Consider the following 21,035-nt stretch of genomic DNA (forward strand, 5'->3'; position numbering starts at 1 on the left):
TGCCGAATTATTTACAAGAAAAAGTTACTAGAACACGAAAAAGCGCAAGAACTACTTATCTAAAATTTGTTGAATTTCTGCAAAAACTTCATTGATTTCACGATTACCATCAATAGAGTGAAGCAAACCTTTATTTTCATAGTAACTTAAAATGGGTTCACTATTTTTCATATTGATACTGATACGGTTTCTCACAGTTTCTGGTTTATCATCTTCTCGTTGATAAAAATCGTGCCCACCGCAACGATCGCAAGTTCCTTCGACCTTTGTTGGATTAAATAACTTGTGATACGTTGCTCCGCAGTTACGACAAATGTAACGACCAGATAAACGTTCAACTAATACATCCTCGGGAACGCGAATCTCAATAACAGCATCAACTCTTTTTCCCAAATCTTGCATCATTTCATCTAAGGATTGCGCTTGGTCTAAAGTACGAGGAAAACCATCTAACAAAAAGCCGTTTGTTGTATCTGATTCAGCTAAGCGTTCTTTTACAATCCCGTTTGTCACTTCATCAGGCACAAGTTCACCTTTGTCCATATAAGTTTTTGCTTCTAAACCAAGACTTGTTTGTTTAGCGATTGCTTGTCTGAACATATCTCCTGTTGAAATTTGTGGAATATTATATTCAGAAACAATCTTTTCTGCTTGTGTCCCTTTTCCAGCACCAGGCAGTCCCATTAAAATGAGGTTCATCTTTATTCCTCCTGCAAATTTTTACCAATGTCAAAATTAATAAACATTGAAAAAAGTACTAGTTTATAAAACCAGTATATTGACGTTTTAGCATCAAACCTTCAATTTGTTTGGCCGTTTCAAGAGCTACACTGATCACAATTAGTAAGCTTGTTCCGCCTAAGCCTATCGATTCTGGTAGATCCCATATCATAGACGCAATAATAGGCAACAACGCAACTGCTCCTAAAAAGAGCGATCCTACTGTACTCAAACGCATTAATAGTTTTGAGACAAATTCTTCTGTCCCTTTTCCCGGACGCACACTTGGAATGTAACTTCCTTGTTTTTGCAAGTTCTCAGATAACTTTTCTGGATTGACTTGAACAAAAGCGTAAAAGAAAGTAAAGCCAACGATCAATGCACCATATAAAATAGCACCAGGTACTGTATTGTAATCAAAAAGTGTTTGAATTACATCAAACCAAGTTTCTCCTCTAGAAGAACCAAAAGCTTGAAAGATCGCATTTGGTGTTGTAATCAAGGAACTAGCAAAGATGACTGGGATAACACCAGCAGCGTTAACTTTTAACGGAAGATAGCTGCTTGTTGGCGCCCCTGCCACACGTTTTGTATACTGAATCGGAATCTTTCTTTCTGCTTGTTGAACAAAAGTAACAATAGTTACAATGATTAAAGCAGCAATAACTAACAGAACGACAAATAGTATAGATTGCCAAAGATCGTCTTGATTAATATTAATAAAATAATCATCAACAATCTCTCTCATTGACACTGGCAATCGAGAAATAATGCCTGCAAAAATAATCATGGACACGCCATTTCCGATTCCTTTTTCAGTAATTAGTTCTCCAAGCCAGGTAATAAACATAGTTCCTGTAGTTAAAATGATACCGATGATCGCATAAGTTGAAATGGAAGGATTAGGGACAAAACCGAACTGAGTAAAAACTTGAAAACCGGCTGTTAATGCAATAGATTGTAAAAAACCTAATACTAAAGTAAAATAACGAGTTGCTTGATTCAACTTTTTACGTCCCACTTCACCTTGTTTTGACCACTCAGTGAATTTAGGAACAATATCCATCTGCATAAGCTGGACAATAATCGAAGCAGTAATGTATGGCGAAACTCCCATCGAAAAGATGGAGAAACGTTGCATCGCACTACCACTGACTAAATCCAACATATTCATAAACGGAAGTTCTGCAATAGTTTGCAACTGACCTGCATCAACGCCAGGTACAGTGATATGCGTTCCGATACGGAATATAAACAGAATAAATATCGTAAACAAGATCCTTGATCTAATATCCTTGACTTTAAAAGCGTCCTTTAAAAGTTTTAACATCAGATCACCTCAATTGAACCACCAGCAGCTTCAATAGCTTCTTGTGCTCCTTTAGAAAACTTCGCTGCTTTTACAGTTAGTTTTTTATTTAATTCACCGTTGCCTAATATCTTAACACCAGCTTTTTGTTTTTTTACAAAACCAGCTTCAGCTAAAACAGTAGGAGTAACTTCAGCTCCGTCTTCAAAGTTATTCAGAAGATCAACGTTAACTACCGCATATTCCTTACGGTTAATATTAGTGAATCCACGTTTTGGTAAACGGCGGAACAATTCTGTTTGACCACCTTCAAAACCAAGACGAGTTCCACCACCTGAACGAGCTTTTTGCCCTTTTTGTCCACGTCCTGCAGTTTTTCCATAGCCGGATGATGAGCCACGCCCCACACGTTTACGTGCATGACGAGATCCATTCGTAGGTTCTAATTCATGAAGTTTCATTGTTTGGCACCTCCTTAATCAAAATCATCTTAGCAAGTTGTTACGAGATTTCTTCTACATCTACTAAATGTGCAACCGTTGCAACCATGCCTTTAATTGCATCATTAGCTGGTCTCACAGCAGTGCTATTTACTTTGTTTAGTCCTAGCGCTTTTACTGTATCGCGCTGATTTTGAGGACGTCCAATAACACTGCGTTTTAAAGTAATTTTTAATTCAGCCATTAGTTTCGTCCTCCTAACCAGTAATTTCTTCTATAGATTTGCCGCGTAGTTCAGCTACTTCGTCTGCACGTTTTAATTCAGTTAATCCTTTGATTGTTGCGCGAACAACATTAATTGGTGTATTTGAGCCCAATGATTTAGATGTTACATCGGCTACCCCACCTAGCTCTAATACTGCACGAACAGGTCCACCTGCAGCAACTCCAGCACCTGCTTCAGCTGGTTTCAATAGGATATAGCCACCACTAAATGAGCCGATAACTCTATGTGGGATAGTTGTACCAACCATTGGAATTTCAACTAAGTTTTTCTTACCGTCTTCTACAGCCTTACGAATAGCTTCTGGAACTTCTTGAGCTTTACCAGTACCAAATCCTACATGTCCGTTTCTATCACCGACAACAACCAATGCTGCAAAACGTAAACGACGTCCACCTTTTACGACTTTTGATACACGGTTAATCGCAACAACGCGATCTTCAATTTCCAAATTACTTGGATCAATATGAGCCATTAATGGTTTTCCTCCTTTTTTTAAAATTCTAGTCCATTTTCGCGAGCGGCATCTGCTAAAGCTGCTACACGACCATGGTAAAGGTATCCACCACGGTCAAAGACTACTTCTTTAATACCTTTTTGCGTTGCACGTTCGGCTACTGCTTTACCGATAACTTGTGCTTGTTCAGTTTTTGTTCCACTTAATCCACCTGAAATATTATTATCTAAGGTAGAGGCACTTGCTAGCGTCACACCCGCTACGTCATCAATTACTTGCGCGTAGATGTTTTTATTCGAACGAAAAACGTTCAAGCGTGGGCACTCAGCAGTACCAGATATTTTATTTCTTACACGCAAATGTCTTTTCTTACGTGTTTTGTTTTTGTCTGGTTTTGTAATCACAATCGTCACCTCTTTACTTTATTCGTCTAAGCCGCGTTTAATTTTGTTTCTTTGCGAGCTTGCTTATTTCCCAGTTTTTCCTTCTTTACTGCGTACTTGTTCGCCTGAATAACGAATACCTTTTCCTTTATAAGGCTCTGGCATACGAACACTGCGAATTTTAGCAGCTACTTTCCCAACAAGTTCTTTGCTGGAACCTTTAACTATCACTTGGTTATTGGCTGGAGCTTCAATAGTAACACCTTCTGGAGTTTCTACTTCCACAGGTTGTGAATAGCCAACGTTTAGGATAAGTTTTGTGCCTTGCATTTGGGCCCGATATCCAACTCCCACAAGCTCCAAAGATTTTTGGAAACCTTCAGATACACCGACAACCATATTATTAAAGTTTGCTCGGGTAGTCCCATGAACTGTCTTCATTTTTTGGCTTTCATTTGGACGGATAAATGATACTTCGTTTTCCGCCATATGAAATCTAATATCTGGTGAAAATGCACGAGTTAATTCCCCGTTAGGTCCTTTAACTGTTACATTGTTTCCATAAAATTCTACCTCAACACTTTCAGGTAAAACGACAACTTCGTTCCCAATACGACTCATGAAAAGACACCTCCTTGTGTATTTATTAAATTACCATACATAAGCGACAACTTCGCCGCCAACGTTTTTTGATCTAGCTTCTTTATCGGTGATCACTCCATCTGAAGTAGAAACCACTGCAATTCCTAAACCATTCAACACTTTAGGAACTTCGTCAGCTTTAACATAAGCACGCAAACCAGGCTTGGAAATACGTTTTAAGTTAGTGATCACACGCTCACCATCTTTTCCATATTTAAGGAATACACGGATAACGCCTTGTTTGTCATCTTCGATATATTCAACATTGCGCACAAAACCTTCATTTTTAAGAATTTCCGCAATATCTTGTTTTATTTTTGAAGCAGGGACTTCTAAAACTTCATGCCTTGCCATATTGGCATTACGAATACGAGTTAGAAAATCTGCAATTGGATCTGTCATGACCATTAGATGATTTACCTCCTTTTTGCGAGTTTACTTTTTTACCAGCTAGCTTTCTTCACGCCGGGAATTTGACCTTTGTAGGCCAGTTCGCGGAAGCAAATACGGCAAAGATGAAATTTACGATAAACTGAACGCGGGCGACCACAACGTTCACAACGAGTATATTCTTGTGTTGAATATTTTGCTGGTTTTTTGTTTTTAACAACTTGTGACTTTTTAGCCAATTTCTTCGCCTCCTTTTATTTTTGAAATGGTAATCCTAATTGTGTTAACAATTCGAGAGATTCCTCGTCTGTGTCAGCTGTTGTAACAATAACGATATCCATTCCACGTACCTTATCCACTGAATCATAATCAACTTCAGGGAAAATTAATTGCTCTTTGATGCCTAATGTATAATTTCCACGACCATCAAAAGCTCTTTTACTTACCCCATGGAAGTCACGTACACGTGGCAAAGAAACATTAACTAATTTATCTAAGAAGTCATACATTCTGTCTCCACGTAAAGTAACTTTAGTGCCGATTGGCATTCCTTCACGCAGACGGAACCCTGCAACAGATTTTTTAGCTTTTGTAACTAAAGGTTTTTGTCCTGAAATTAACTGTAGTTCTTCTACTGCTTTATCTAAATTCTTCGCATTAGAAACTGCGTCACCAACACCCATATTGATAACAATTTTTTCAACCTTTGGTGTTTGCATAACGGAACTATAGTCAAATTTTTCAACTAACGATGGAACGATATCTTGTGTATATTTTTCTTTAAGGCGGTTCATTTAGTTGCCCCTCCTTCCTTGATTAGATTATTTATCAATAACTTCCCCGGTTTTTTTAGAAACACGGACTTTCTTTCCGTCAACGAATTTATGACCAACACGAGTTGCTTCTCCATTTGAAGGATCGATTAACATGACATTAGACACATGGATCGGTGCTTCTTGTTCAACAATGCCACCTTGCGGAGCAGCTTGTGAAGGTTTTTGATGTTTTTTCACCATGTTGACGCCCTCAACGATTACTCGATCTTTTTTAGGTTGAGCTTCTAAAATGACGCCTTCTTTATTTTTATCTTTTCCAGTAATAACTTTAACATTATCGCCTTTTTTAACAAACATTCTTGTTTCGCACCTCCTTTGATATTAAATAACCATTATAGTACTTCTGGGGCTAGCGAAACGATCTTCATAAAGTTGCTTTCGCGCAATTCACGAGCAACGGGGCCAAAGATACGAGTTCCGCGTGGGCTTTTATCATCACGAATGATAACCGCTGCATTTTCGTCAAATTTAATATAAGAACCATCTGTGCGATGAGCACCTGATTTTGTACGAACAATCACTGCCCTTACAATTTCGCCTTTTTTGACAACCCCACCTGGCGTTGCTTGTTTAACCGTAGCAACAATTACATCGCCGATATTCGCAGTTTTTCGACCTGAACCACCTAAAACTTTAACTGTTAAAATTTCACGTGCTCCTGAATTATCAGCAACTCTTAAACGACTTTCTTGTTGGATCACGACATGTATCCTCCTTTCAATATAGCAATTTAATCTATATAGGAAAATCTCCTGTAGTTAAATAACTACCGCTTCTTCAACGATTTCTAATAAGCGAAAACGTTTTGTAGCTGATAATGGACGAGTTTCCATAATGCTCACGATATCACCAGTTTTGGCTTCATTATTTTCATCGTGTACTTTGTATTTTTTTGAATAGTTAATACGTTTACCGTAAGTTGGATGGTTTTTCTTGGTTTCAACGACAACCGTAATTGTTTTATCCATTTTGTCAGATACTACGCGTCCTTCATAAACCTTACGATTATTTCTTTCTTCAGTCATCCGATTCATGGCCTCCTTCCACTATTGCTTTACTTGTTCTTCACGCAATACTGTTTTAATGCGTGCAATCGATTTGCGCACTTCTTTAATACGTGCTGTATTTTCTAGCTGTCCGGTAGCTAATTGGAAACGAAGATTAAACAACTCTTCTTTAAATTGTTTTTCTTGTTCTAGCATTTCGGTGGTGGTTAACTCTCTGATTTCTCTAACCTTCATTCGATTCACCACCCATTTCTTCACGTTTTACAACTTTAGTTCTGATTGGCAATTTGTGAGAAGCAAGGCGTAATGCTTCATTAGCAACTTCTTCTGAAACTCCGGCGATTTCAAAAAGGATCTTACCACGTTTTACTGGAGCTACCCAACCTTCCGGAGCTCCTTTACCTGACCCCATACGTACACCGATAGCTTTTGCCGTATATGATTTATGAGGGAAAATTTTAATCCATACTTTTCCGCCACGTTTCATATAACGTGTCATTGCGATACGAGAAGCTTCAATTTGTCGATTGGTAATCCAAGAAGAATCTAAAGCTTGCAAACCGTACTCACCAAAAGCTACTTGCTTGCCACCCTTGGCTTCTCCTCGCATTCTTCCACGAAACTCACGACGGTACTTTACACGTTTAGGTACTAACATGTTTATTCCCCTCCCTTCTCAGTGTCATTTTTTGTTGGGAGAATTTCTCCCCGATAGATCCACACTTTTACTCCTAATTTTCCGTAGGTTGTAATGGCTTCTTTCCATGTATAGTCGATATCAGCACGAAGTGTGTGCAATGGTACTGTTCCTTCTGAGTAACCTTCCACGCGAGCGATATCTGCTCCGTTCAAACGACCAGAAACTTGCGTTTTGATTCCCTTTGCACCCGCACGCATCGTGCGTTGGATTGGTTGTCTTTGTGCACGGCGGAAAGCAACCCGGTTTTCTAATTGACGAGCAATGTTTTCACCGACTAATTCTGCATCCAAATCAGATTGTTTTATTTCAACAATATTAATATGAACACGTTTGCCGGTTAACTTGTTTAATTGCTTTCTTAAGTTTTCAACTTCAGAACCGCCTTTACCGATAACCATACCTGGTCTTGCGGTATGAATGGAAATATTCACACGTTTCGCAGCTCGTTCGATTTCAACGGCTGATACAGCTGCTTCAGCAAGTTTTTCATCGATAAATTTGCGGATTCGTAAATCTTCATGTAACAAATCTGCATATTCTTTATCAGCATACCATTTGGCTTCCCAATCACGGATAACACCAATACGCATACCAATTGGATGTATTTTTTGGCCCACTGACTATCCCTCCTTATTTTTCTGATACAACAACTGTGATGTGACTTGTACGTTTATTAATAGGTGACGCTGAGCCTTTTGCACGAGGACGAAAACGTTTCATGGTTGGTCCTTCGTTTACATATGCTTCAGTAACAACTAAATTTTCAGCTTCCAAGTCATAGTTATTTTCTGCATTACTTACAGCTGACATTAATACTTTTTCAATAGGTTCAGCTGATTTATTTGGCGTAAATTTTAAAGTAGCAATTGCTTCACTAACGCTTTTCCCTCTAATCAAATCAATAACTAAGCGTGATTTGCGAGGAGAAACACGAACGGTTTTAGCAGTAGCTCTTGCTGATGTAATTTGTTCTGCCATTTCTCTTTCCTCCTCTCAGATTAGCGAGCTGACGTTCTTCGGTCATCTTTAGCATGTCCACGAAAGCTTCGAGTTGGTGCAAACTCACCAAGTTTGTGTCCGACCATATCTTCTTGGATATAAACAGGTACATGTTTACGTCCATCATATACAGCGATGGTATATCCAATAAAACTTGGGAAAATCGTGGAACGACGAGACCAAGTTTTTATTACTTTTTTCTTTTCAACACCTTGTTGTGCTTCAATTTTTTTCATCAAATGGTCATCACAAAAAGGTCCTTTTTTAACACTACGACTCATGGTGAACCTCCTTTTTAAAATACGTTATGTTTACTCGTTAAATTATTTTGACTTACGACGACGAACAATATGTTTATTAGACTGTTTGTTCTTCTTGCGTGTTTTCAAGCCAACTGTTTTTTGTCCCCATGGAGAAAGTGGAGCCACACGACCAATAGGTGCTCTTCCTTCACCACCACCGTGTGGGTGATCGTTAGGGTTCATAACACTACCACGGACAACTGGACGACGATGCATCCAACGAGAGCGTCCTGCTTTTCCGATATTAATCAATTCATGTTGTTCGTTACCAACAGAACCAACTGTTGCGCGACAAGTTGCTAAAATCATGCGAACTTCGCCTGAGCTTAAACGAACTAATACATACTTACCTTCTCTACCAAGAACTTGTCCATCTGTACCAGCAGAACGAATCAATTGTCCGCCTTTTCCTGGTTTTAGTTCAACATTATGAACAGTAGTTCCTACTGGAATATCAGCTAAAGTCATAGCATTTCCAACTCTAATGTCTGCTTGACTTCCTGAAAGTACAGTTGCTCCAACTTTCAAACCTTTAGGTGCTAGGATATAAGATTTTACACCATCTTCATAGTGGAGCAAGGCGATATTTGCAGAGCGATTTGGATCATATTCAATTGATTGAACTGTCGCAACGACATCATCTTTATTACGTTTAAAATCGATCGTACGATATTGACGTTTATGACCGCCACCTTGGCGACGAACAGTAATAGTACCGTTATTATTACGACCGGCATTATTTTTTAATGGTTCCATCAACGTTTTTTCTGGTTTTGTTGAAGTGATTTCAGCAAAATCAGAAGTTGTCATGTTCCGGCGCCCATTTGTAATAGGTTTATACTTTTTAAGTGCCACGTCTTTCCCTCCTGTTTTAAATTTTTTAACAGCTATTTTCTTTACTCAGCTGCGAAAATTTCGATTTCTTTTGAATCCTCTGTTAAGGATACAACCGCTTTGCGGCGTTTTTTCGTATATCCTTGATATTGTCCCATGCGTTTTGGTTTAGGGTGTACATTAAGGATGTTTACATTTGCTACTTTTACGTCAAAAGCTGATTCAACTGCTTGTCTTACCAACGTTTTGTTCGCCTTTGTGTCAACTTCAAACGTATATTTCTTTTCGTCCATATCAAGCATTGTCTTTTCAGTGATCACAGGACGTTTAATTACATCTAGTAAATTCATTATACAAGCACCTCCTCAATTTGAGTAAGAGCAGTTTGAGTGGTCAATACTTTGTCACTCGTTGCAACGTCTAACACATTCACATTGTCGGAAGTAACTACTGCTACATTAGATAAGTTACGAGCAGACAATAACGCAGATTCATTTTCTGGTTCAACTACGACCAATACTTTGGAATCGATCGATAGATTTTCTAATACTTCTTTGAATTCTTTTGTTTTTGGTGCATCAAAATTTAATGCGTCGACAACAACAAAATTATCATTAGCAACTTTTTCGGAAAATACAGATTTTAATGCTAAACGACGAACTTTTTTAGGAAGTTTGTAGCCATAAGAACGAGGAGTTGGTCCAAATACTGTACCACCACCGCGCCATTGTGGTGCGCGAATAGAACCTTGACGAGCACGGCCAGTTCCCTTTTGGCGCCATGGTTTTTTACCGCCGCCAGAGACTTCACTACGGTTTTTCACAGCATGTGTACCTTGTCTTAATGAAGCGCGTTGCATCTTAACAGCATCAAAAATAACTGATTCATTCGGCTCAATACCGAAAATTCCTTCATTTAGTGTGACTTCACCATTTTGGCTACCATCTTGTTTAAATAATACTACATTGGGCATTGCTTAGTTCCTCCTTTCTTCCCTTCTAATTTAGTGTGCTTTCACAGCAGATTTAACGGTGATCAATGAATTCTTCGCTCCAGGAATGTTGCCTCGGATTAAAAGAACATTGCGTTCAGGATCTACACGTACAATTTCTAAGTTTTGGATAGTCACACGATCGCCACCCATACGACCTGGAAGTTGCTTTCCTTTTAACACATGTTTAGCTTCCAATGTACCCATACCACCTGGTCTGCGATGGAAACGAGATCCATGTCTTTCTGGACCGCGACCTTGGCCATAACGTTTGATAACGCCTTGATATCCTTTACCTTTGCTTGTTCCGGTTACATCAACCGTTTCGCCAGTTTCAAAAGTATCAACTTTGATTTCTGATCCTACTTCTAAGCCCTCAAGCTCTACATTCTTGAATTCCCGAATGAAGCGCTTAGGAGCCGTGTTTGCTTTTGCAACATGACCTTTAGCAGGTTTGTTACTCAAAACTTCACGTTTATCTTGATAGCCAACTTGCACAGCTTCATAACCATCATTTTCAACTGTTTTAAGTTGTAAAACAACGTTAGGCTCGGCTTCAACAGCCGTTACCGGAATTAGTTCGCCAGATTCAGTGAAGATTTGAGTCATTCCCACTTTTCTTCCTAAGATTCCTTTAGTCATGATTACACCTCCAATGATTAATTATAATTTAATTTCAATATTTACACCTGATGGTAAGTCTAGCTTCATTAAAGCATCAACAGTTTTCGGTGTTGGATTTACAATGTCGATAAGACGTTTATGCGTACGCATTTCGAATTGTTCACGTGATTGTTTAAATTTATGTGGTGAACGAATAACAGTGTATACACTACGACGTGTTGGCAATGGAATTGGACCTGAAATGGTCGCTCCCGTCCTTTGTGCAGTTTCTACGATTTTATCCGCTGACTGATCTAAAACGCGATTTTCATACGCTTTTAAACGGATACGAATTTGTTGTTTTGCCATTATTTTCCCTCCTTCGCCTATTTTAAAAGTAGACATAGCTCCACGAAAATTTTCCGACAGGCTCGGCCATGGCAAAGCGGCCTGGCGTGTCGCAACCTCTCGTTTCCTAGCCACCAGATCCTTTTTTCACTGAAGAATCTTTTATTCCCTAAGAAAAAAGCACCTTTTACATTATATTATGCTAAAGCTTGAATAGCAAGTTTTTTTTACTAGAAATTTTATCTTTCAAGAACAGTTTTCAAATGATTTTTCATAAAAGAATTAAAAAAGTCATTTTGCCTCCCTATCTATTGATTAAGAACAAAAAACTCCAGTCATTTTCTCTCAAAAAGATAACAACTGGAGTTTGAGCTAATATTTTATTGATGAGCAAGCAATACTACCCGTCATAACTTTAAAAAACGGACGACATCGCTTTTTTTAATGGAAAGTATAAAAATGAGACTAATATTGCTGTTAAAACCACATTAATAACAGTGGCTGGAAGCGAAAGTGCAGCAGTTGTAAATCCAGTAGTAAGATCCATTCCTAAGTAAACCTGCCGAACTGTATTTTTAATTTGTGTCATAACCAATTTCGCTACACCTGTACCAGTGGCAATCACGATAATTTACCAAATACGTGTCGGATTTTTTCGATAAACTAAAAACAAACCATAGGCAACAGCTCCTACAATAAAACTTTCTACTATAAAATAAGGTGCTTCTGCTGCATAACCATTCAAAATGTCAAAAATAGCAAATCCTAGCCCTCCTGCAAGAGAACCTTTAACATAGCCTAAAAGCAATACAGATAAAAGTAATACAGCATTGCCTAAATGAACAAAGGCACCTGTCGGTAGAGGAATTTTGATCATAGTACCAATCACTGTTAATGCTGTAAAAAGAGCGACCATGACGACATTCCTAGTCGTTATTTTCATGAGAAGGAACCATCCTTTTTTCAGCTTGATTATAAGCACCATGCCAAATGTGACCGACATATGGGTTAATGGAAACGCCATTTTCAATGCCAGCTGAGACAAACTCTTTAGCTAGTTTACATGCTTCCAACACCGAATATCCCTTAGCTATTCCCGCAGCAATTGCAGCAGCAAATGTACAACCTGCGCCATGGTTGTAGTCCGTCGAAAACAGTTGACCTTCAAGAACTTGATAGTCTTTTCCATCATAAAAAATATCAATAGCCTTATCAGTAGCTAAACGATGACCACCCTTGACAATAACATTTGCAGCGCCCATTTGATGAATAATTGCTGCAGCTTTTTTCATATCATCCAAACTTTCTAGATCTCCTAATTCAGATAAGATACCTGCTTCATTTAGATTAGGAGTAGCAATTAACGCTTGTGGAAGCAAATACTGTTTTATGCCTGCTACGCTTTTAGGTTGTAGAACTTGCGCAGTCCCTTTACAAGCAATGACTGGATCAATAACGACATTTTTTATCTGATGATAATCAATAAATTCGCTTGCAATTTGGATGTTTTTCTCGTTACCCATCATGCCAGTTTTCACCACATCCATTGGTTTGCCAGCAAAAACAGAAAGAAGTTGTTTTTGTAATAATTCTTCAGAAATTGAAGTAACCTCATGACTCCAGCCATTATCCGGATCCATAGTTACAATTGAAGTTAAACTTGAAAAACCAAACACACCAAATTCTTCAAATGTTTTTAAATCTGCTTGAATACCAGCGCCACCTGTTGAATCCGATCCAGCAATAGTTAATACTTGTTTCATATAATATACACGTCCTTCCATTCATTTAAATTAGAGTATACCACCTTTTTTCTTGACGAAAACAGCCAATTGGACTATTTTAAACTCATCCAATTAAGGAGGTGCTTATCATCTGGAAACTTAATAAAACAAAAAAAGAACCTCTATACCAACAGTTGTTACATCAAATTATTTCGAGTATTCAACAAGGAGAGCTGTTGCCAGGTCAACGTTTACCCGCTGAAAGAAAACTAGCGGAAGCTTTGCAAATTAATCGCTCAACAGTCGTACACGCATTGGAAGAATTGATGAGTTTAGGTTGGATCGAACGACGGCAAGGCAGCGGAACCCATGTCGCTCAAGGACAGTGGGGAAATCGCCAGCCTGCGATTTATCAATGGCGTACTTTATTTTCCAGTCCGCTATTAAAAGAAGATCCTTACATTACCCAGCTAAAAAATCAAAACGATGCTAAAAATGGATTGGATCTTTACACAGGAGACTTAAGTAGCGATTTAATCCCCGATTTTGAATTTCCAGCTATGACTTGGGACAAGATCATGCACGAAGAAAAACAATTAACCCCGACAGGTTATAAGCCGTTAAAAAAACTAATTTTTCAACATTTTTTTCAAGACATCCCTCAAAAGGGACAAGATATTTTAATTACTGCAGGCTCAACTCAAGGGATTTTTTGGCTTATTCAAGTTTTATTAAAGCCGGGAGACACTATTGCTACAGAAGACCCTTCTTTTTTATTTTCGCTACCCTTGTTTGCAGCAAGAGGCATTCATTTAAAGGGAATCAAACAAGACCAAGCAGGGATTGATTGCCAAGCTTTGGAAGAATTAATCCAAAAAAAGAAAATAAAATTATTATATCTTAATCCAAACTATCAAAATCCAACTGGAAAAACGATGTCTTTAAAACGCCGTAAAGAAATCATCCGTGTTTGTCAAAAACACCATTTGCCTATCATTGAAGATGACGTTTTTAGTGAATTAGGCTTTGGGCAATCTCTTCCTTCTTTGAAGTCTCTTGCCCCTGACCAAGTAATTTATTTAGGTTCGTTATCCAAAATTTTTAGTTCTTCTATAAAAGTTGGATGGCTTGTTGCACCAAACCCACTGATTAAAAGCTTAGTCAGCGCAAAAAAAATTACGGAAAATGAGACAGATTTATTACCACAACTTTTAGCTACCGCAGCTTTATCACAACAAACTTATAAAAAACAACAGCAACAATTAGCTAAAAAACTACAAGATAGAAGCCAAGCTTTTGCTCAAACTTTGCAAGCTTTTAAAGAAGACTGGCAGTTTTCTCCAATTGATGGGGGGCTTTATTATTGGTTGACATGGCGACAAAAAAAACTAACACGTAATGATTGGCAAGTGTTTTTGCAAGAAGGATTGTTCATTGCGCCCTCTTTTTTATTTAGCAACGACACTTCTTCTATGAGAATAAACTATACCCCTGTAGATAAGAAGAAGCGAATGATTTTTAGCCAAAAGTTAGCCTCGATTACCGAGAAATTGAAAAATGGTCGTTAAGTTATTTATATACAACCCATGAAAAATAGACTAAAATAATAAAGTTCATTTTTGAATAAAAAATGAAAGAATAAAGGGAAGTGCAGGAATTGTCCCTTCATAATAAGAAAAATGAAGGGGAGTTTATATCAATAACCTCTTAATAGGGTTAAAAAAATAGATAACACAAAAAAACTTTCCAAAACGCTAAGAAGTTTTGGAAAGTTTTTATTTATCGTACTAATTTGAATAGAATTATGCTTCGATGTTAGTAACAACACCTGAACCAACGGTACGTCCACCTTCACGAATGGAGAAACGTGTACCATTTTCAATAGCAACTGGATGAATTAATTCAACTTCCATATTTACGTTGTCACCTGGCATAACCATTTCAGTACCTTCAGGTAATTCGATCACACCAGTGATATCAGTCGTACGGAAGTAAAATTGTGGACGATAGTTTGAGAAGAATGGCGTATGACGTCCACCTTCTTCTTTTGTCAACACATAAACTTCTGCTGAGAATTTAGTATGTGGTGTAATTGAACCTGGTTTAGCTAATACTTGACCACGTTCAACGTCATCACGTGAAATTCCACGTAACAAAGTACCAATGTTATCGCCAGCTTCAGCGTAATCCAACAATTTACGGAACATTTCTACACCAGTAACTGTTGTCTTTCTAACATTTTCGTGGATACCAATAATATCAACTTCATCGCCAACTTTAACAGTTCCGCGTTCTACACGACCCGTAGCAACTGTACCACGACCAGTAATTGAGAACACGTCTTCAATTGGCATCATAAATGGTTTTTCATGGTCACGATCAGGTGTTGGGATAAAGTCATCCACTGCATCCATTAGTTCCATAACTTTTTCTTCGTATTCTTCGTCGCCTTCTAAAGCGCGCAAAGCTGAACCAGAAATAACGGGTGTGTCATCACCTGGGAAGTCGTATTCTGTTAATAGATCACGTACTTCCATTTCAACTAATTCAAGTAGTTCTTCATCGTCAACCATATCTACTTTATTTAAGAAAACAACGATATAAGGGACGCCAACGTTACGTGACAACAGAATATGTTCACGAGTTTGTGGCATTGGACCATCAGCAGCAGAAACTACCAAGATAGCTCCGTCCATTTGTGCTGCCCCAGTAATCATGTTTTTAACATAGTCTGCGTGTCCTGGAGCGTCAATGTGAGCATAGTGACGGTTTTCTGTTTCATACTCAACGTGAGATGTATTAATCGTAATACCACGTTCTTTTTCTTCAGGAGCTCTATCAATTGTGTCAAAACTTGATGCTTCTGTTGTGAAACCTCTTTTAGCTAAAACAGTTGTAATTGCAGCTGTTAATGTTGTTTTTCCATGGTCAACGTGGCCAATAGTACCAATGTTAACATGGGATTTAGTGCGATCATATTTTTCTTTCGCCATTTTTATTGTTCCTCCTAAATTGCATTTTTATATTTGATAGGCAGAAAACCCTAGACGGCTTTCCACCCATCTTATTTTAATTTATTGTACACGAAACTCATCAAAAAATACAGTGTTTAAAGTATTTCGTTGAATAAATTTATTCAGTTTATTCAGTACTTCCACCATTTTTCTTAATAATGTCTTCTTGGATCGATTTTGGCACGGCTTCATAGTGATCAAATGTCATCATGAAAGTTCCCCGTCCTTGTGTAGCTGAACGTAGTGTTGTTGCATAGCCAAACATTTCAGCTAACGGAACAAATGCATTTACAGTTTGTGCATTTCCGTGAGCATCCATTCCTTCTACGCGTCCTCTACGTGCTGTAACGTGTCCCATGATATCACCTAGATATTCTTCAGGAATACTAATCGTTACTTTCATCATCGGTTCAAGAATGACTGGATCCGCCTTTTTCGCAGCATCACGTAGAGACATTGAAGCCGCAATTCGAAAGGCCGTTTCATTAGAATCGACATCATGATAAGAACCATCAAAAAGATTAGCCTTCACGTCAACTAGCGGATAACCAGCTAACACACCATTTTCCATCGCATCTTCTAAACCTTTTTGTACGGCAGGAATATATTCACGCGGTACAACCCCACCGACGATGGAGTTTTCAAATTCGAAGCCTCCGCCTTCTTCGTTCGGCGTAAACTCGACCCATACGTGACCATATTGACCTCTACCACCAGATTGACGAATAAATTTCCCTTCAGCATTCGTCGATGAACGGAAAGTCTCACGATAAGAAACTTGTGGTGCACCAATATTAGCGTCCACTTTAAATTCAGTCTTCATACGATCAATCAAAACATCTAACTGAAGTTCGCCCATACCAGCAATCACTGTTTCCCCAGTCTCTGGATTAGATTCAACTTTAAAGGATGGATCTTCTTCTGCAAGTTTTTGCAATGCAACACCCATTTTATCTTGGTCAGCTTTTGACTTAGGTTCAACAGCCACTTGAATCACTGGGTCAGGGAAGTTGATAGTTTCCAAAATAACTGGATTTTTTTCATCACAAAGGGTATCCCCTGTTGTAGTGTTTTTTAAACCCACAGCAGCTGCAATGTCACCTGAATAAACCTTATCGATCTCAGAACGAGAATTAGCGTGCATTTGCAAAATACGACCAATTCGTTCACGTGAGTCCTTAGTCGCGTTCAATACATAAGAGCCTGTATTTAATACTCCTGAATAAACACGGAAGAATGTCAAGCGACCAACATAAGGATCTGACATAACTTTAAAAGCTAGTGATGAAAATGAATCATTATCATCAGCAGGATGTTCAGTTTCTTCTTCTGTTTTCGGATCGATCCCTTTAATTGGGGGAACGTCGGTTGGAGAAGGTAGGTAATCAATTACCGCATCCAACATCATTTGAACCCCTTTGTTTTTAAAAGCAGAACCACATAATACTGGATAAAAGTCTACAGACAATGTCGCTTGACGGATACCTGCTTGTAACTCTTCAGGTGTAATTTCTTCACCTTCCAAGTATTTCATCATGATATCTTCATCAAAGTCAGCAACAGCTTCTATTAATTTACCATGCCATTCTTCAGCTATTTCTTTATATTCATCTGGGATTTCAGTTTCTTCAAAAGTAGTACCTAAATCGTCTTTATAAAATTCAGCCTTCATCGTCACAAGATCAATGATACCTTCAAAGTTATCTTCAGCACCAATTGGCAACTGGATTGGTTGCGCATTAGCTTCTAAACGATCATGCAAGGATTGAACAGAATATAAGAAATCTGCCCCCACCTTGTCCATCTTATTACAGAATACAATACGAGGTACTTGGTATTCTGTTGCTTGACGCCAAACCGTTTCAGTTTGTGGTTCAACACCTGATTGTGAATCTAGTACAGTAACTGCACCGTCTAACACACGCAATGAACGTTGCACTTCAATTGTGAAGTCCACGTGTCCGGGAGTATCGATAATGTTTACACGATGATCTCTCCAGTGCGCTGTAGTAGCAGCAGAGGTAATCGTGATCCCACGGTCTTGCTCTTGGCTCATCCAGTCCATTTGTGAAGCACCTTCGTGCGTTTCGCCAATTTTATGGATACGACCTGTATAGTACAAGACACGTTCAGTTGTTGTCGTTTTACCAGCATCTACGTGTGCTACGATACCGATATTACGAGTTTTTTCTAACGAAAATTCTCTTGCCATTTCTAGCTTGTTCTCCTCTCACTTTAAGCTTTTGCTATGGTTATACCTTTTACCAATAAAGAAGCGAGAGCTTTACCAGCGATAGTGAGCAAATGCTCGGTTTGATTCCGCCATTTTATGTGTATCTTCACGTCTTTTGACAGAACCGCCAGTATTGTTAGCTGCGTCCATTATTTCTTTAGCTAACCGCTCTTCCATAGAATGTTCTCCACGCAAACGCGCATAATTTACCACCCAGCGAAGACCTAAAGTCGTACGACGTTCAGGACGCACTTCTACGGGTACTTGGTAGTTCGAACCTCCTACACGACGAGCTTTCACTTCTAAAACAGGCATAATGTTTTTCATCGCCTGTTCGAAAACATCTAAAGGTTCATTTCCTGTAGTTTCTTTGATATTATCAAACGCATTATAAATAATACTTGAAGCAGTACCGCGTTTACCATCGATCATCACACGGTTAATTAAGCGTGTCACTAATTTTGAATTATAAATAGGATCTGGTAAAACATCGCGCTTTGCTACAGCACCTTTACGAGACATACGTAACTCCTCCTTTCGAAAATTCGTTTATTTATAGATTAAATTAAGATTTAGGTTTTTTCGTACCATATTTTGAACGAGATGTTCTGCGATCATTCACTCCCGCAGTATCTAATGCACCACGTACAATATGATAACGTACCCCTGGCAAGTCTTTAACACGTCCGCCGCGGATTAATACCACGCTGTGCTCTTGTAAGTTATGACCGATGCCTGGGATGTAAGCTGTTACTTCAATTAAATTTGATAAACGAACACGAGCATACTTACGTAAAGCAGAGTTAGGCTTTTTAGGAGTCATTGTACCGACACGCATAGCTACCCCACGCTTTTGCGGAGAATATACAGTTGTCTGTTTGTTTCTTAAGCTGTTATACCCTTTATTCAATGCTGGTGAATCAGATATTTCGCTTTTTGTTTTACGAGGCTTACGTACTAATTGATTAATTGTAGGCATTTTATTTCCTCCTCCCTTAATTGCTTTATAGTTCCACACATCCAGGTGGTTCTTTTTTTGCGATAAAAAAGAATGCATACGCTGCATATTTTATCAGATGTCCTTATACAGTCAGCATGTTTATTAAAAAGACCTGTTTATAAAGCACCTTTGAAAGAATACCATGCATGCAATAGCTTGTCAACATTTTCCAATAGCTTTTTCTAACTATTTTTGGATAACGCTATCATTTTCAATTCGTACATAATATAATAGGATGAAAAGAATATTTACTAATTATAGGAGTGAGAAGATTGAACCTAAAAGAAGATGTAGGGATTAAAGCTGCTAGTTATGTTAAAGACGGTATGACTGTAGGTCTTGGGACTGGGTCTACAGCTTATTATATGATTAAAGAAATCGGGCGTAAAATAAAAGAAGAAAAACTTAATGTCGTGGGGGCCCCTACTTCTACCATTTCAAAACAACAAGCTGCAGAAATCGGAATCCCTATTAAGTCTATCGATGAAGTAAAAAAGGTGGATCTCATTATCGACGGAGCAGATGAAATAAATACAGACTATCAAGGAATTAAAGGAGGAGGAGCTGCCTTACTTTTTGAAAAAATTGTCGCTACTTACACTGACCAAGTCATTTGGATCGTAGATGAATCCAAAATGGTAAATAAGCTAGGAGAGTTCCCTTTACCTGTAGAAGTCATACCGTATGGCCAGCATCAATTATTTCATTTATTTGCACAAAAAGGGTACCACCCAAGTTTTCGAATGGAAAACGACCAAATGAAAGTAACGGATAGCGGCCATTCCATTATTGATCTAAATTTAACTCAAATTGATCACCCAGAAAAACTTGCCAAAGAATTGGACGAAACCGTAGGCGTTGTAGAACACGGTTTATTCTTAAATATGGTTAACACTGTTATTATTGGTAGACAAAGTGGCGCACAAATAGTCTCTAATATACGATAGTCAAAAAGAAGTGGGGAAAAACCACGGATTTTTTTCTTACTTCTTACTACTAATGGAAAAAAATAGTAAAAAAGTGTACAATAAATGTGAAATGAAAATTTCAGTAATTAAACGTACAAAGGAGAATTTTTATGCCAAAACTAATTTTTGCACGTCATGGAAAAAAGTGAATGGAACAAAGCAAACAAATTTACCGGCTGGGTGGATGTTGACTTAGCTCCAGAAGGTGTAGAAGAAGCAAAAGATGCAGGTCAAAAATTAAAAGAAGCGGGCATCGAATTTGATATTGCTTATACTTCTGTTTTAACACGCGCAATCAAAACTTGTCATTATATATTAGAAGAAGCGGACCAATTATGGGTACCTGAAGTAAAATCTTGGCGCTTAAACGAACGTCACTACGGTGCTTTGCAAGGATTAGACAAACAAAATACACGCGATAAATATGGAGATGAACAAGTTCATATTTGGCGCCGTTCTTACGATGTTCTCCCACCGTTAAAGGATCCTGAAGCTGATCGTCGTTATTCTGATCTAGACCCAAGAACAATTCCTGGCGGAGAAAACTTAAAAGTTACCTTAGAACGGGCACTACCATTTTGGGAAGACCATATCGCTCCTGATTTGCGAGATGGAAAAACGGTGTTAGTCGCAGCACACGGTAATTCTTTACGTGCTTTAGCAAAACACATCGAAGGAATTTCAGACGACGATATTATGGATCTTGAAATTCCAACAGGAAAACCTAGCGTTTACGAATTAAACGATGACTTAACTGTTAAAGACAAATATTACTTATAAATATTTTAAAAAAGATTCGCCGACTAAACTTCGGCGAATCTTTTTTATAAGAAATTATATAGCCTTATCATA

The 21,035-nt window shown here is 38.3% G+C and carries 30 protein-coding genes and 2 pseudogenes; 3 read left to right on the top strand and 29 right to left on the bottom strand.

What is annotated here, in order from left to right; all coding sequences use genetic code 11:
• Positions 1–51 precede the first annotated feature (51 nt).
• The 25 genes and pseudogenes from G577_RS0102310 to thiD form a co-directional block, all read right to left on the bottom strand.
• The gene (locus tag G577_RS0102310; protein WP_028789779.1) at positions 52–699 is read right to left on the bottom strand and encodes an adenylate kinase; all 648 of its coding nucleotides are present in this window, start codon (positions 697–699) and stop codon (positions 52–54) included.
• A 58-nt stretch (positions 700–757) separates the two neighbouring features.
• Complete coding sequence (gene secY, locus G577_RS0102315; RefSeq protein WP_028789780.1) at positions 758–2,050, bottom strand: preprotein translocase subunit SecY; 1,293 nt, start codon at positions 2,048–2,050, stop codon at positions 758–760.
• Positions 2,050–2,490, bottom strand: coding sequence for a 50S ribosomal protein L15 (gene rplO, locus G577_RS0102320; RefSeq protein WP_028789781.1), 441 nt, complete (start codon positions 2,488–2,490; stop codon positions 2,050–2,052). Before rplO ends, secY begins: the two co-directional genes overlap by 1 nt.
• Positions 2,491–2,530: 40 nt before the next feature.
• The gene (gene rpmD, locus G577_RS0102325; RefSeq protein ID WP_028789782.1) at positions 2,531–2,713 is read right to left on the bottom strand and encodes a 50S ribosomal protein L30; all 183 of its coding nucleotides are present in this window, start codon (positions 2,711–2,713) and stop codon (positions 2,531–2,533) included.
• 13 nt (positions 2,714–2,726) lie between these two features.
• Positions 2,727–3,227 carry a 30S ribosomal protein S5 gene (gene rpsE / locus G577_RS0102330; RefSeq protein ID WP_028789783.1) on the bottom strand — a complete coding sequence of 167 codons (501 nt, stop codon included), beginning with the start codon at positions 3,225–3,227 and terminating at the stop codon, positions 2,727–2,729.
• A 20-nt stretch (positions 3,228–3,247) separates the two neighbouring features.
• Positions 3,248–3,613, bottom strand: a complete 366-nt coding sequence (gene rplR / locus G577_RS0102335) for a 50S ribosomal protein L18 (RefSeq protein WP_028789784.1) — start codon at positions 3,611–3,613, stop codon at positions 3,248–3,250.
• A 63-nt stretch (positions 3,614–3,676) separates the two neighbouring features.
• Positions 3,677–4,213 carry a 50S ribosomal protein L6 gene (gene rplF, locus G577_RS0102340; protein WP_028789785.1) on the bottom strand — a complete coding sequence of 179 codons (537 nt, stop codon included), beginning with the start codon at positions 4,211–4,213 and terminating at the stop codon, positions 3,677–3,679.
• Between the two features lie 30 nt (positions 4,214–4,243).
• Positions 4,244–4,642: a 30S ribosomal protein S8 gene (gene rpsH / locus G577_RS0102345; protein WP_028789786.1), complete on the bottom strand. Its 399-nt coding sequence runs from the start codon at positions 4,640–4,642 to the stop codon at positions 4,244–4,246.
• Positions 4,643–4,677: 35 nt separating this feature from the next.
• On the bottom strand, positions 4,678–4,863 hold the full coding sequence (locus tag G577_RS0102350) for a type Z 30S ribosomal protein S14 (protein ID WP_028789787.1): 186 nt from the start codon (positions 4,861–4,863) through the stop codon (positions 4,678–4,680).
• 15 nt (positions 4,864–4,878) lie between these two features.
• Entirely contained in the window at positions 4,879–5,418 is a 540-nt protein-coding gene (rplE, locus tag G577_RS0102355; RefSeq protein ID WP_028789788.1) for a 50S ribosomal protein L5, read from the bottom strand.
• 27 nt (positions 5,419–5,445) lie between these two features.
• Positions 5,446–5,757 (bottom strand): 50S ribosomal protein L24, encoded by a 312-nt coding sequence (gene rplX, locus G577_RS0102360; RefSeq protein WP_028789789.1) that lies wholly within the window; start codon positions 5,755–5,757, stop codon positions 5,446–5,448.
• A gap of 35 nt (positions 5,758–5,792) precedes the next feature.
• Positions 5,793–6,161: a 50S ribosomal protein L14 gene (gene rplN, locus G577_RS0102365; RefSeq protein WP_028789790.1), complete on the bottom strand. Its 369-nt coding sequence runs from the start codon at positions 6,159–6,161 to the stop codon at positions 5,793–5,795.
• 57 nt (positions 6,162–6,218) lie between these two features.
• Entirely contained in the window at positions 6,219–6,485 is a 267-nt protein-coding gene (gene rpsQ / locus G577_RS0102370) for a 30S ribosomal protein S17 (protein ID WP_028789791.1), read from the bottom strand.
• Positions 6,486–6,506: 21 nt separating this feature from the next.
• Positions 6,507–6,701 carry a 50S ribosomal protein L29 gene (gene rpmC, locus G577_RS0102375; protein WP_028789792.1) on the bottom strand — a complete coding sequence of 65 codons (195 nt, stop codon included), beginning with the start codon at positions 6,699–6,701 and terminating at the stop codon, positions 6,507–6,509.
• Positions 6,691–7,125 (bottom strand): 50S ribosomal protein L16, encoded by a 435-nt coding sequence (rplP, locus tag G577_RS0102380; RefSeq protein WP_028789793.1) that lies wholly within the window; start codon positions 7,123–7,125, stop codon positions 6,691–6,693. Before rplP ends, rpmC begins: the two co-directional genes overlap by 11 nt.
• Positions 7,126–7,127: 2 nt before the next feature.
• Positions 7,128–7,784 carry a 30S ribosomal protein S3 gene (gene rpsC, locus G577_RS0102385; protein ID WP_028789794.1) on the bottom strand — a complete coding sequence of 219 codons (657 nt, stop codon included), beginning with the start codon at positions 7,782–7,784 and terminating at the stop codon, positions 7,128–7,130.
• A gap of 13 nt (positions 7,785–7,797) precedes the next feature.
• Entirely contained in the window at positions 7,798–8,145 is a 348-nt protein-coding gene (rplV, locus tag G577_RS0102390; RefSeq protein WP_028789795.1) for a 50S ribosomal protein L22, read from the bottom strand.
• Positions 8,146–8,165: 20 nt separating this feature from the next.
• Positions 8,166–8,447 (bottom strand): 30S ribosomal protein S19, encoded by a 282-nt coding sequence (rpsS, locus tag G577_RS0102395; protein ID WP_028789796.1) that lies wholly within the window; start codon positions 8,445–8,447, stop codon positions 8,166–8,168.
• 42 nt (positions 8,448–8,489) lie between these two features.
• Positions 8,490–9,323, bottom strand: coding sequence for a 50S ribosomal protein L2 (gene rplB / locus G577_RS0102400; RefSeq protein ID WP_028789797.1), 834 nt, complete (start codon positions 9,321–9,323; stop codon positions 8,490–8,492).
• Positions 9,324–9,364: 41 nt separating this feature from the next.
• Positions 9,365–9,652, bottom strand: a complete 288-nt coding sequence (rplW, locus tag G577_RS0102405; RefSeq protein WP_028789798.1) for a 50S ribosomal protein L23 — start codon at positions 9,650–9,652, stop codon at positions 9,365–9,367.
• Positions 9,652–10,275 carry a 50S ribosomal protein L4 gene (rplD, locus tag G577_RS0102410; RefSeq protein WP_028789799.1) on the bottom strand — a complete coding sequence of 208 codons (624 nt, stop codon included), beginning with the start codon at positions 10,273–10,275 and terminating at the stop codon, positions 9,652–9,654. The genes rplW and rplD overlap by 1 nt, the downstream gene beginning before the upstream one ends.
• A gap of 30 nt (positions 10,276–10,305) precedes the next feature.
• Positions 10,306–10,935 carry a 50S ribosomal protein L3 gene (gene rplC / locus G577_RS0102415; protein WP_028789800.1) on the bottom strand — a complete coding sequence of 210 codons (630 nt, stop codon included), beginning with the start codon at positions 10,933–10,935 and terminating at the stop codon, positions 10,306–10,308.
• 21 nt (positions 10,936–10,956) lie between these two features.
• The gene (gene rpsJ / locus G577_RS0102420) at positions 10,957–11,265 is read right to left on the bottom strand and encodes a 30S ribosomal protein S10 (RefSeq protein WP_028789801.1); all 309 of its coding nucleotides are present in this window, start codon (positions 11,263–11,265) and stop codon (positions 10,957–10,959) included.
• A 394-nt stretch (positions 11,266–11,659) separates the two neighbouring features.
• A pseudogene (locus G577_RS10900) lies at positions 11,660–12,187 on the bottom strand (ECF transporter S component).
• Positions 12,171–13,007, bottom strand: a complete 837-nt coding sequence (gene thiD / locus G577_RS0102430; RefSeq protein ID WP_028789802.1) for a bifunctional hydroxymethylpyrimidine kinase/phosphomethylpyrimidine kinase — start codon at positions 13,005–13,007, stop codon at positions 12,171–12,173. Before thiD ends, G577_RS10900 begins: the two are co-directional and overlap by 17 nt.
• A gap of 155 nt (positions 13,008–13,162) precedes the next feature.
• Here thiD and G577_RS0102435 point away from each other — a divergent pair, with 155 nt between their 5' ends.
• The gene (locus tag G577_RS0102435) at positions 13,163–14,536 is read left to right on the top strand and encodes an aminotransferase-like domain-containing protein (RefSeq protein ID WP_244869433.1); all 1,374 of its coding nucleotides are present in this window, start codon (positions 13,163–13,165) and stop codon (positions 14,534–14,536) included.
• Between the two features lie 234 nt (positions 14,537–14,770).
• Here G577_RS0102435 and tuf read toward each other — a convergent pair whose 3' ends face one another.
• The 4 genes from tuf to rpsL form a co-directional block, all read right to left on the bottom strand.
• A complete protein-coding gene (gene tuf / locus G577_RS0102440; protein ID WP_028789804.1) occupies positions 14,771–15,961 on the bottom strand; it encodes an elongation factor Tu in 1,191 nt (396 codons plus the stop codon).
• Positions 15,962–16,109: 148 nt separating this feature from the next.
• The gene (gene fusA / locus G577_RS0102445; RefSeq protein WP_028789805.1) at positions 16,110–18,194 is read right to left on the bottom strand and encodes an elongation factor G; all 2,085 of its coding nucleotides are present in this window, start codon (positions 18,192–18,194) and stop codon (positions 16,110–16,112) included.
• 72 nt (positions 18,195–18,266) lie between these two features.
• Positions 18,267–18,737 (bottom strand): 30S ribosomal protein S7, encoded by a 471-nt coding sequence (rpsG, locus tag G577_RS0102450; RefSeq protein ID WP_028789806.1) that lies wholly within the window; start codon positions 18,735–18,737, stop codon positions 18,267–18,269.
• A gap of 43 nt (positions 18,738–18,780) precedes the next feature.
• On the bottom strand, positions 18,781–19,194 hold the full coding sequence (gene rpsL, locus G577_RS0102455) for a 30S ribosomal protein S12 (protein WP_028789807.1): 414 nt from the start codon (positions 19,192–19,194) through the stop codon (positions 18,781–18,783).
• 293 nt (positions 19,195–19,487) lie between these two features.
• Between rpsL and rpiA the strand changes: the two genes are divergently transcribed.
• Together rpiA and gpmA are read left to right on the top strand one after the other, a co-directional pair.
• Entirely contained in the window at positions 19,488–20,162 is a 675-nt protein-coding gene (rpiA, locus tag G577_RS0102460) for a ribose-5-phosphate isomerase RpiA (RefSeq protein WP_028789808.1), read from the top strand.
• A gap of 131 nt (positions 20,163–20,293) precedes the next feature.
• Positions 20,294–20,963 (top strand): annotated as a pseudogene (gene gpmA / locus G577_RS10905) (2,3-diphosphoglycerate-dependent phosphoglycerate mutase).
• Positions 20,964–21,035 lie beyond the last annotated feature (72 nt).

The organism is Tetragenococcus muriaticus DSM 15685, from assembly GCF_000423785.1.
GTDB lineage: Bacteria > Bacillota > Bacilli > Lactobacillales > Enterococcaceae > Tetragenococcus > Tetragenococcus muriaticus.

Coding starts and splice junctions, on each gene's coding strand:
- rplO (WP_028789781.1), bottom strand. CDS start 2,490: ATGAAACTTCATGAATTAGAACCTACGAATGGATCTCGTCATGCACGT.
- secY (WP_028789780.1), bottom strand. CDS start 2,050: ATGTTAAAACTTTTAAAGGACGCTTTTAAAGTCAAGGATATTAGATCA.
- rplX (WP_028789789.1), bottom strand. CDS start 5,757: ATGTTTGTTAAAAAAGGCGATAATGTTAAAGTTATTACTGGAAAAGAT.
- rplD (WP_028789799.1), bottom strand. CDS start 10,275: ATGCCCAATGTAGTATTATTTAAACAAGATGGTAGCCAAAATGGTGAA.
- G577_RS0102310 (WP_028789779.1), bottom strand. CDS start 699: ATGAACCTCATTTTAATGGGACTGCCTGGTGCTGGAAAAGGGACACAA.
- rpmC (WP_028789792.1), bottom strand. CDS start 6,701: ATGAAGGTTAGAGAAATCAGAGAGTTAACCACCACCGAAATGCTAGAA.
- rpsJ (WP_028789801.1), bottom strand. CDS start 11,265: ATGGCAAAACAACAAATTCGTATCCGTTTAAAAGCGTATGAAAATCGC.
- rplF (WP_028789785.1), bottom strand. CDS start 4,213: ATGAGTCGTATTGGGAACGAAGTTGTCGTTTTACCTGAAAGTGTTGAG.
- thiD (WP_028789802.1), bottom strand. CDS start 13,007: ATGAAACAAGTATTAACTATTGCTGGATCGGATTCAACAGGTGGCGCT.
- rpsE (WP_028789783.1), bottom strand. CDS start 3,227: ATGGCTCATATTGATCCAAGTAATTTGGAAATTGAAGATCGCGTTGTT.
- rplP (WP_028789793.1), bottom strand. CDS start 7,125: ATGTTAGTACCTAAACGTGTAAAGTACCGTCGTGAGTTTCGTGGAAGA.
- rplV (WP_028789795.1), bottom strand. CDS start 8,145: ATGGCAGAACAAATTACATCAGCAAGAGCTACTGCTAAAACCGTTCGT.
- rpsG (WP_028789806.1), bottom strand. CDS start 18,737: ATGTCTCGTAAAGGTGCTGTAGCAAAGCGCGATGTTTTACCAGATCCT.
- tuf (WP_028789804.1), bottom strand. CDS start 15,961: ATGGCGAAAGAAAAATATGATCGCACTAAATCCCATGTTAACATTGGT.
- rpmD (WP_028789782.1), bottom strand. CDS start 2,713: ATGGCTGAATTAAAAATTACTTTAAAACGCAGTGTTATTGGACGTCCT.
- fusA (WP_028789805.1), bottom strand. CDS start 18,194: ATGGCAAGAGAATTTTCGTTAGAAAAAACTCGTAATATCGGTATCGTA.
- rpsQ (WP_028789791.1), bottom strand. CDS start 6,485: ATGACTGAAGAAAGAAATAATCGTAAGGTTTATGAAGGACGCGTAGTA.
- rpsL (WP_028789807.1), bottom strand. CDS start 19,194: ATGCCTACAATTAATCAATTAGTACGTAAGCCTCGTAAAACAAAAAGC.
- rpsS (WP_028789796.1), bottom strand. CDS start 8,447: ATGAGTCGTAGTGTTAAAAAAGGACCTTTTTGTGATGACCATTTGATG.
- rplE (WP_028789788.1), bottom strand. CDS start 5,418: ATGAACCGCCTTAAAGAAAAATATACACAAGATATCGTTCCATCGTTA.
- rplW (WP_028789798.1), bottom strand. CDS start 9,652: ATGAATTTACTAGATGTAATTAAACGTCCTGTGATCACTGAAAAGACA.
- rpsH (WP_028789786.1), bottom strand. CDS start 4,642: ATGGTCATGACAGATCCAATTGCAGATTTTCTAACTCGTATTCGTAAT.
- rplC (WP_028789800.1), bottom strand. CDS start 10,935: ATGACTAAAGGAATCTTAGGAAGAAAAGTGGGAATGACTCAAATCTTC.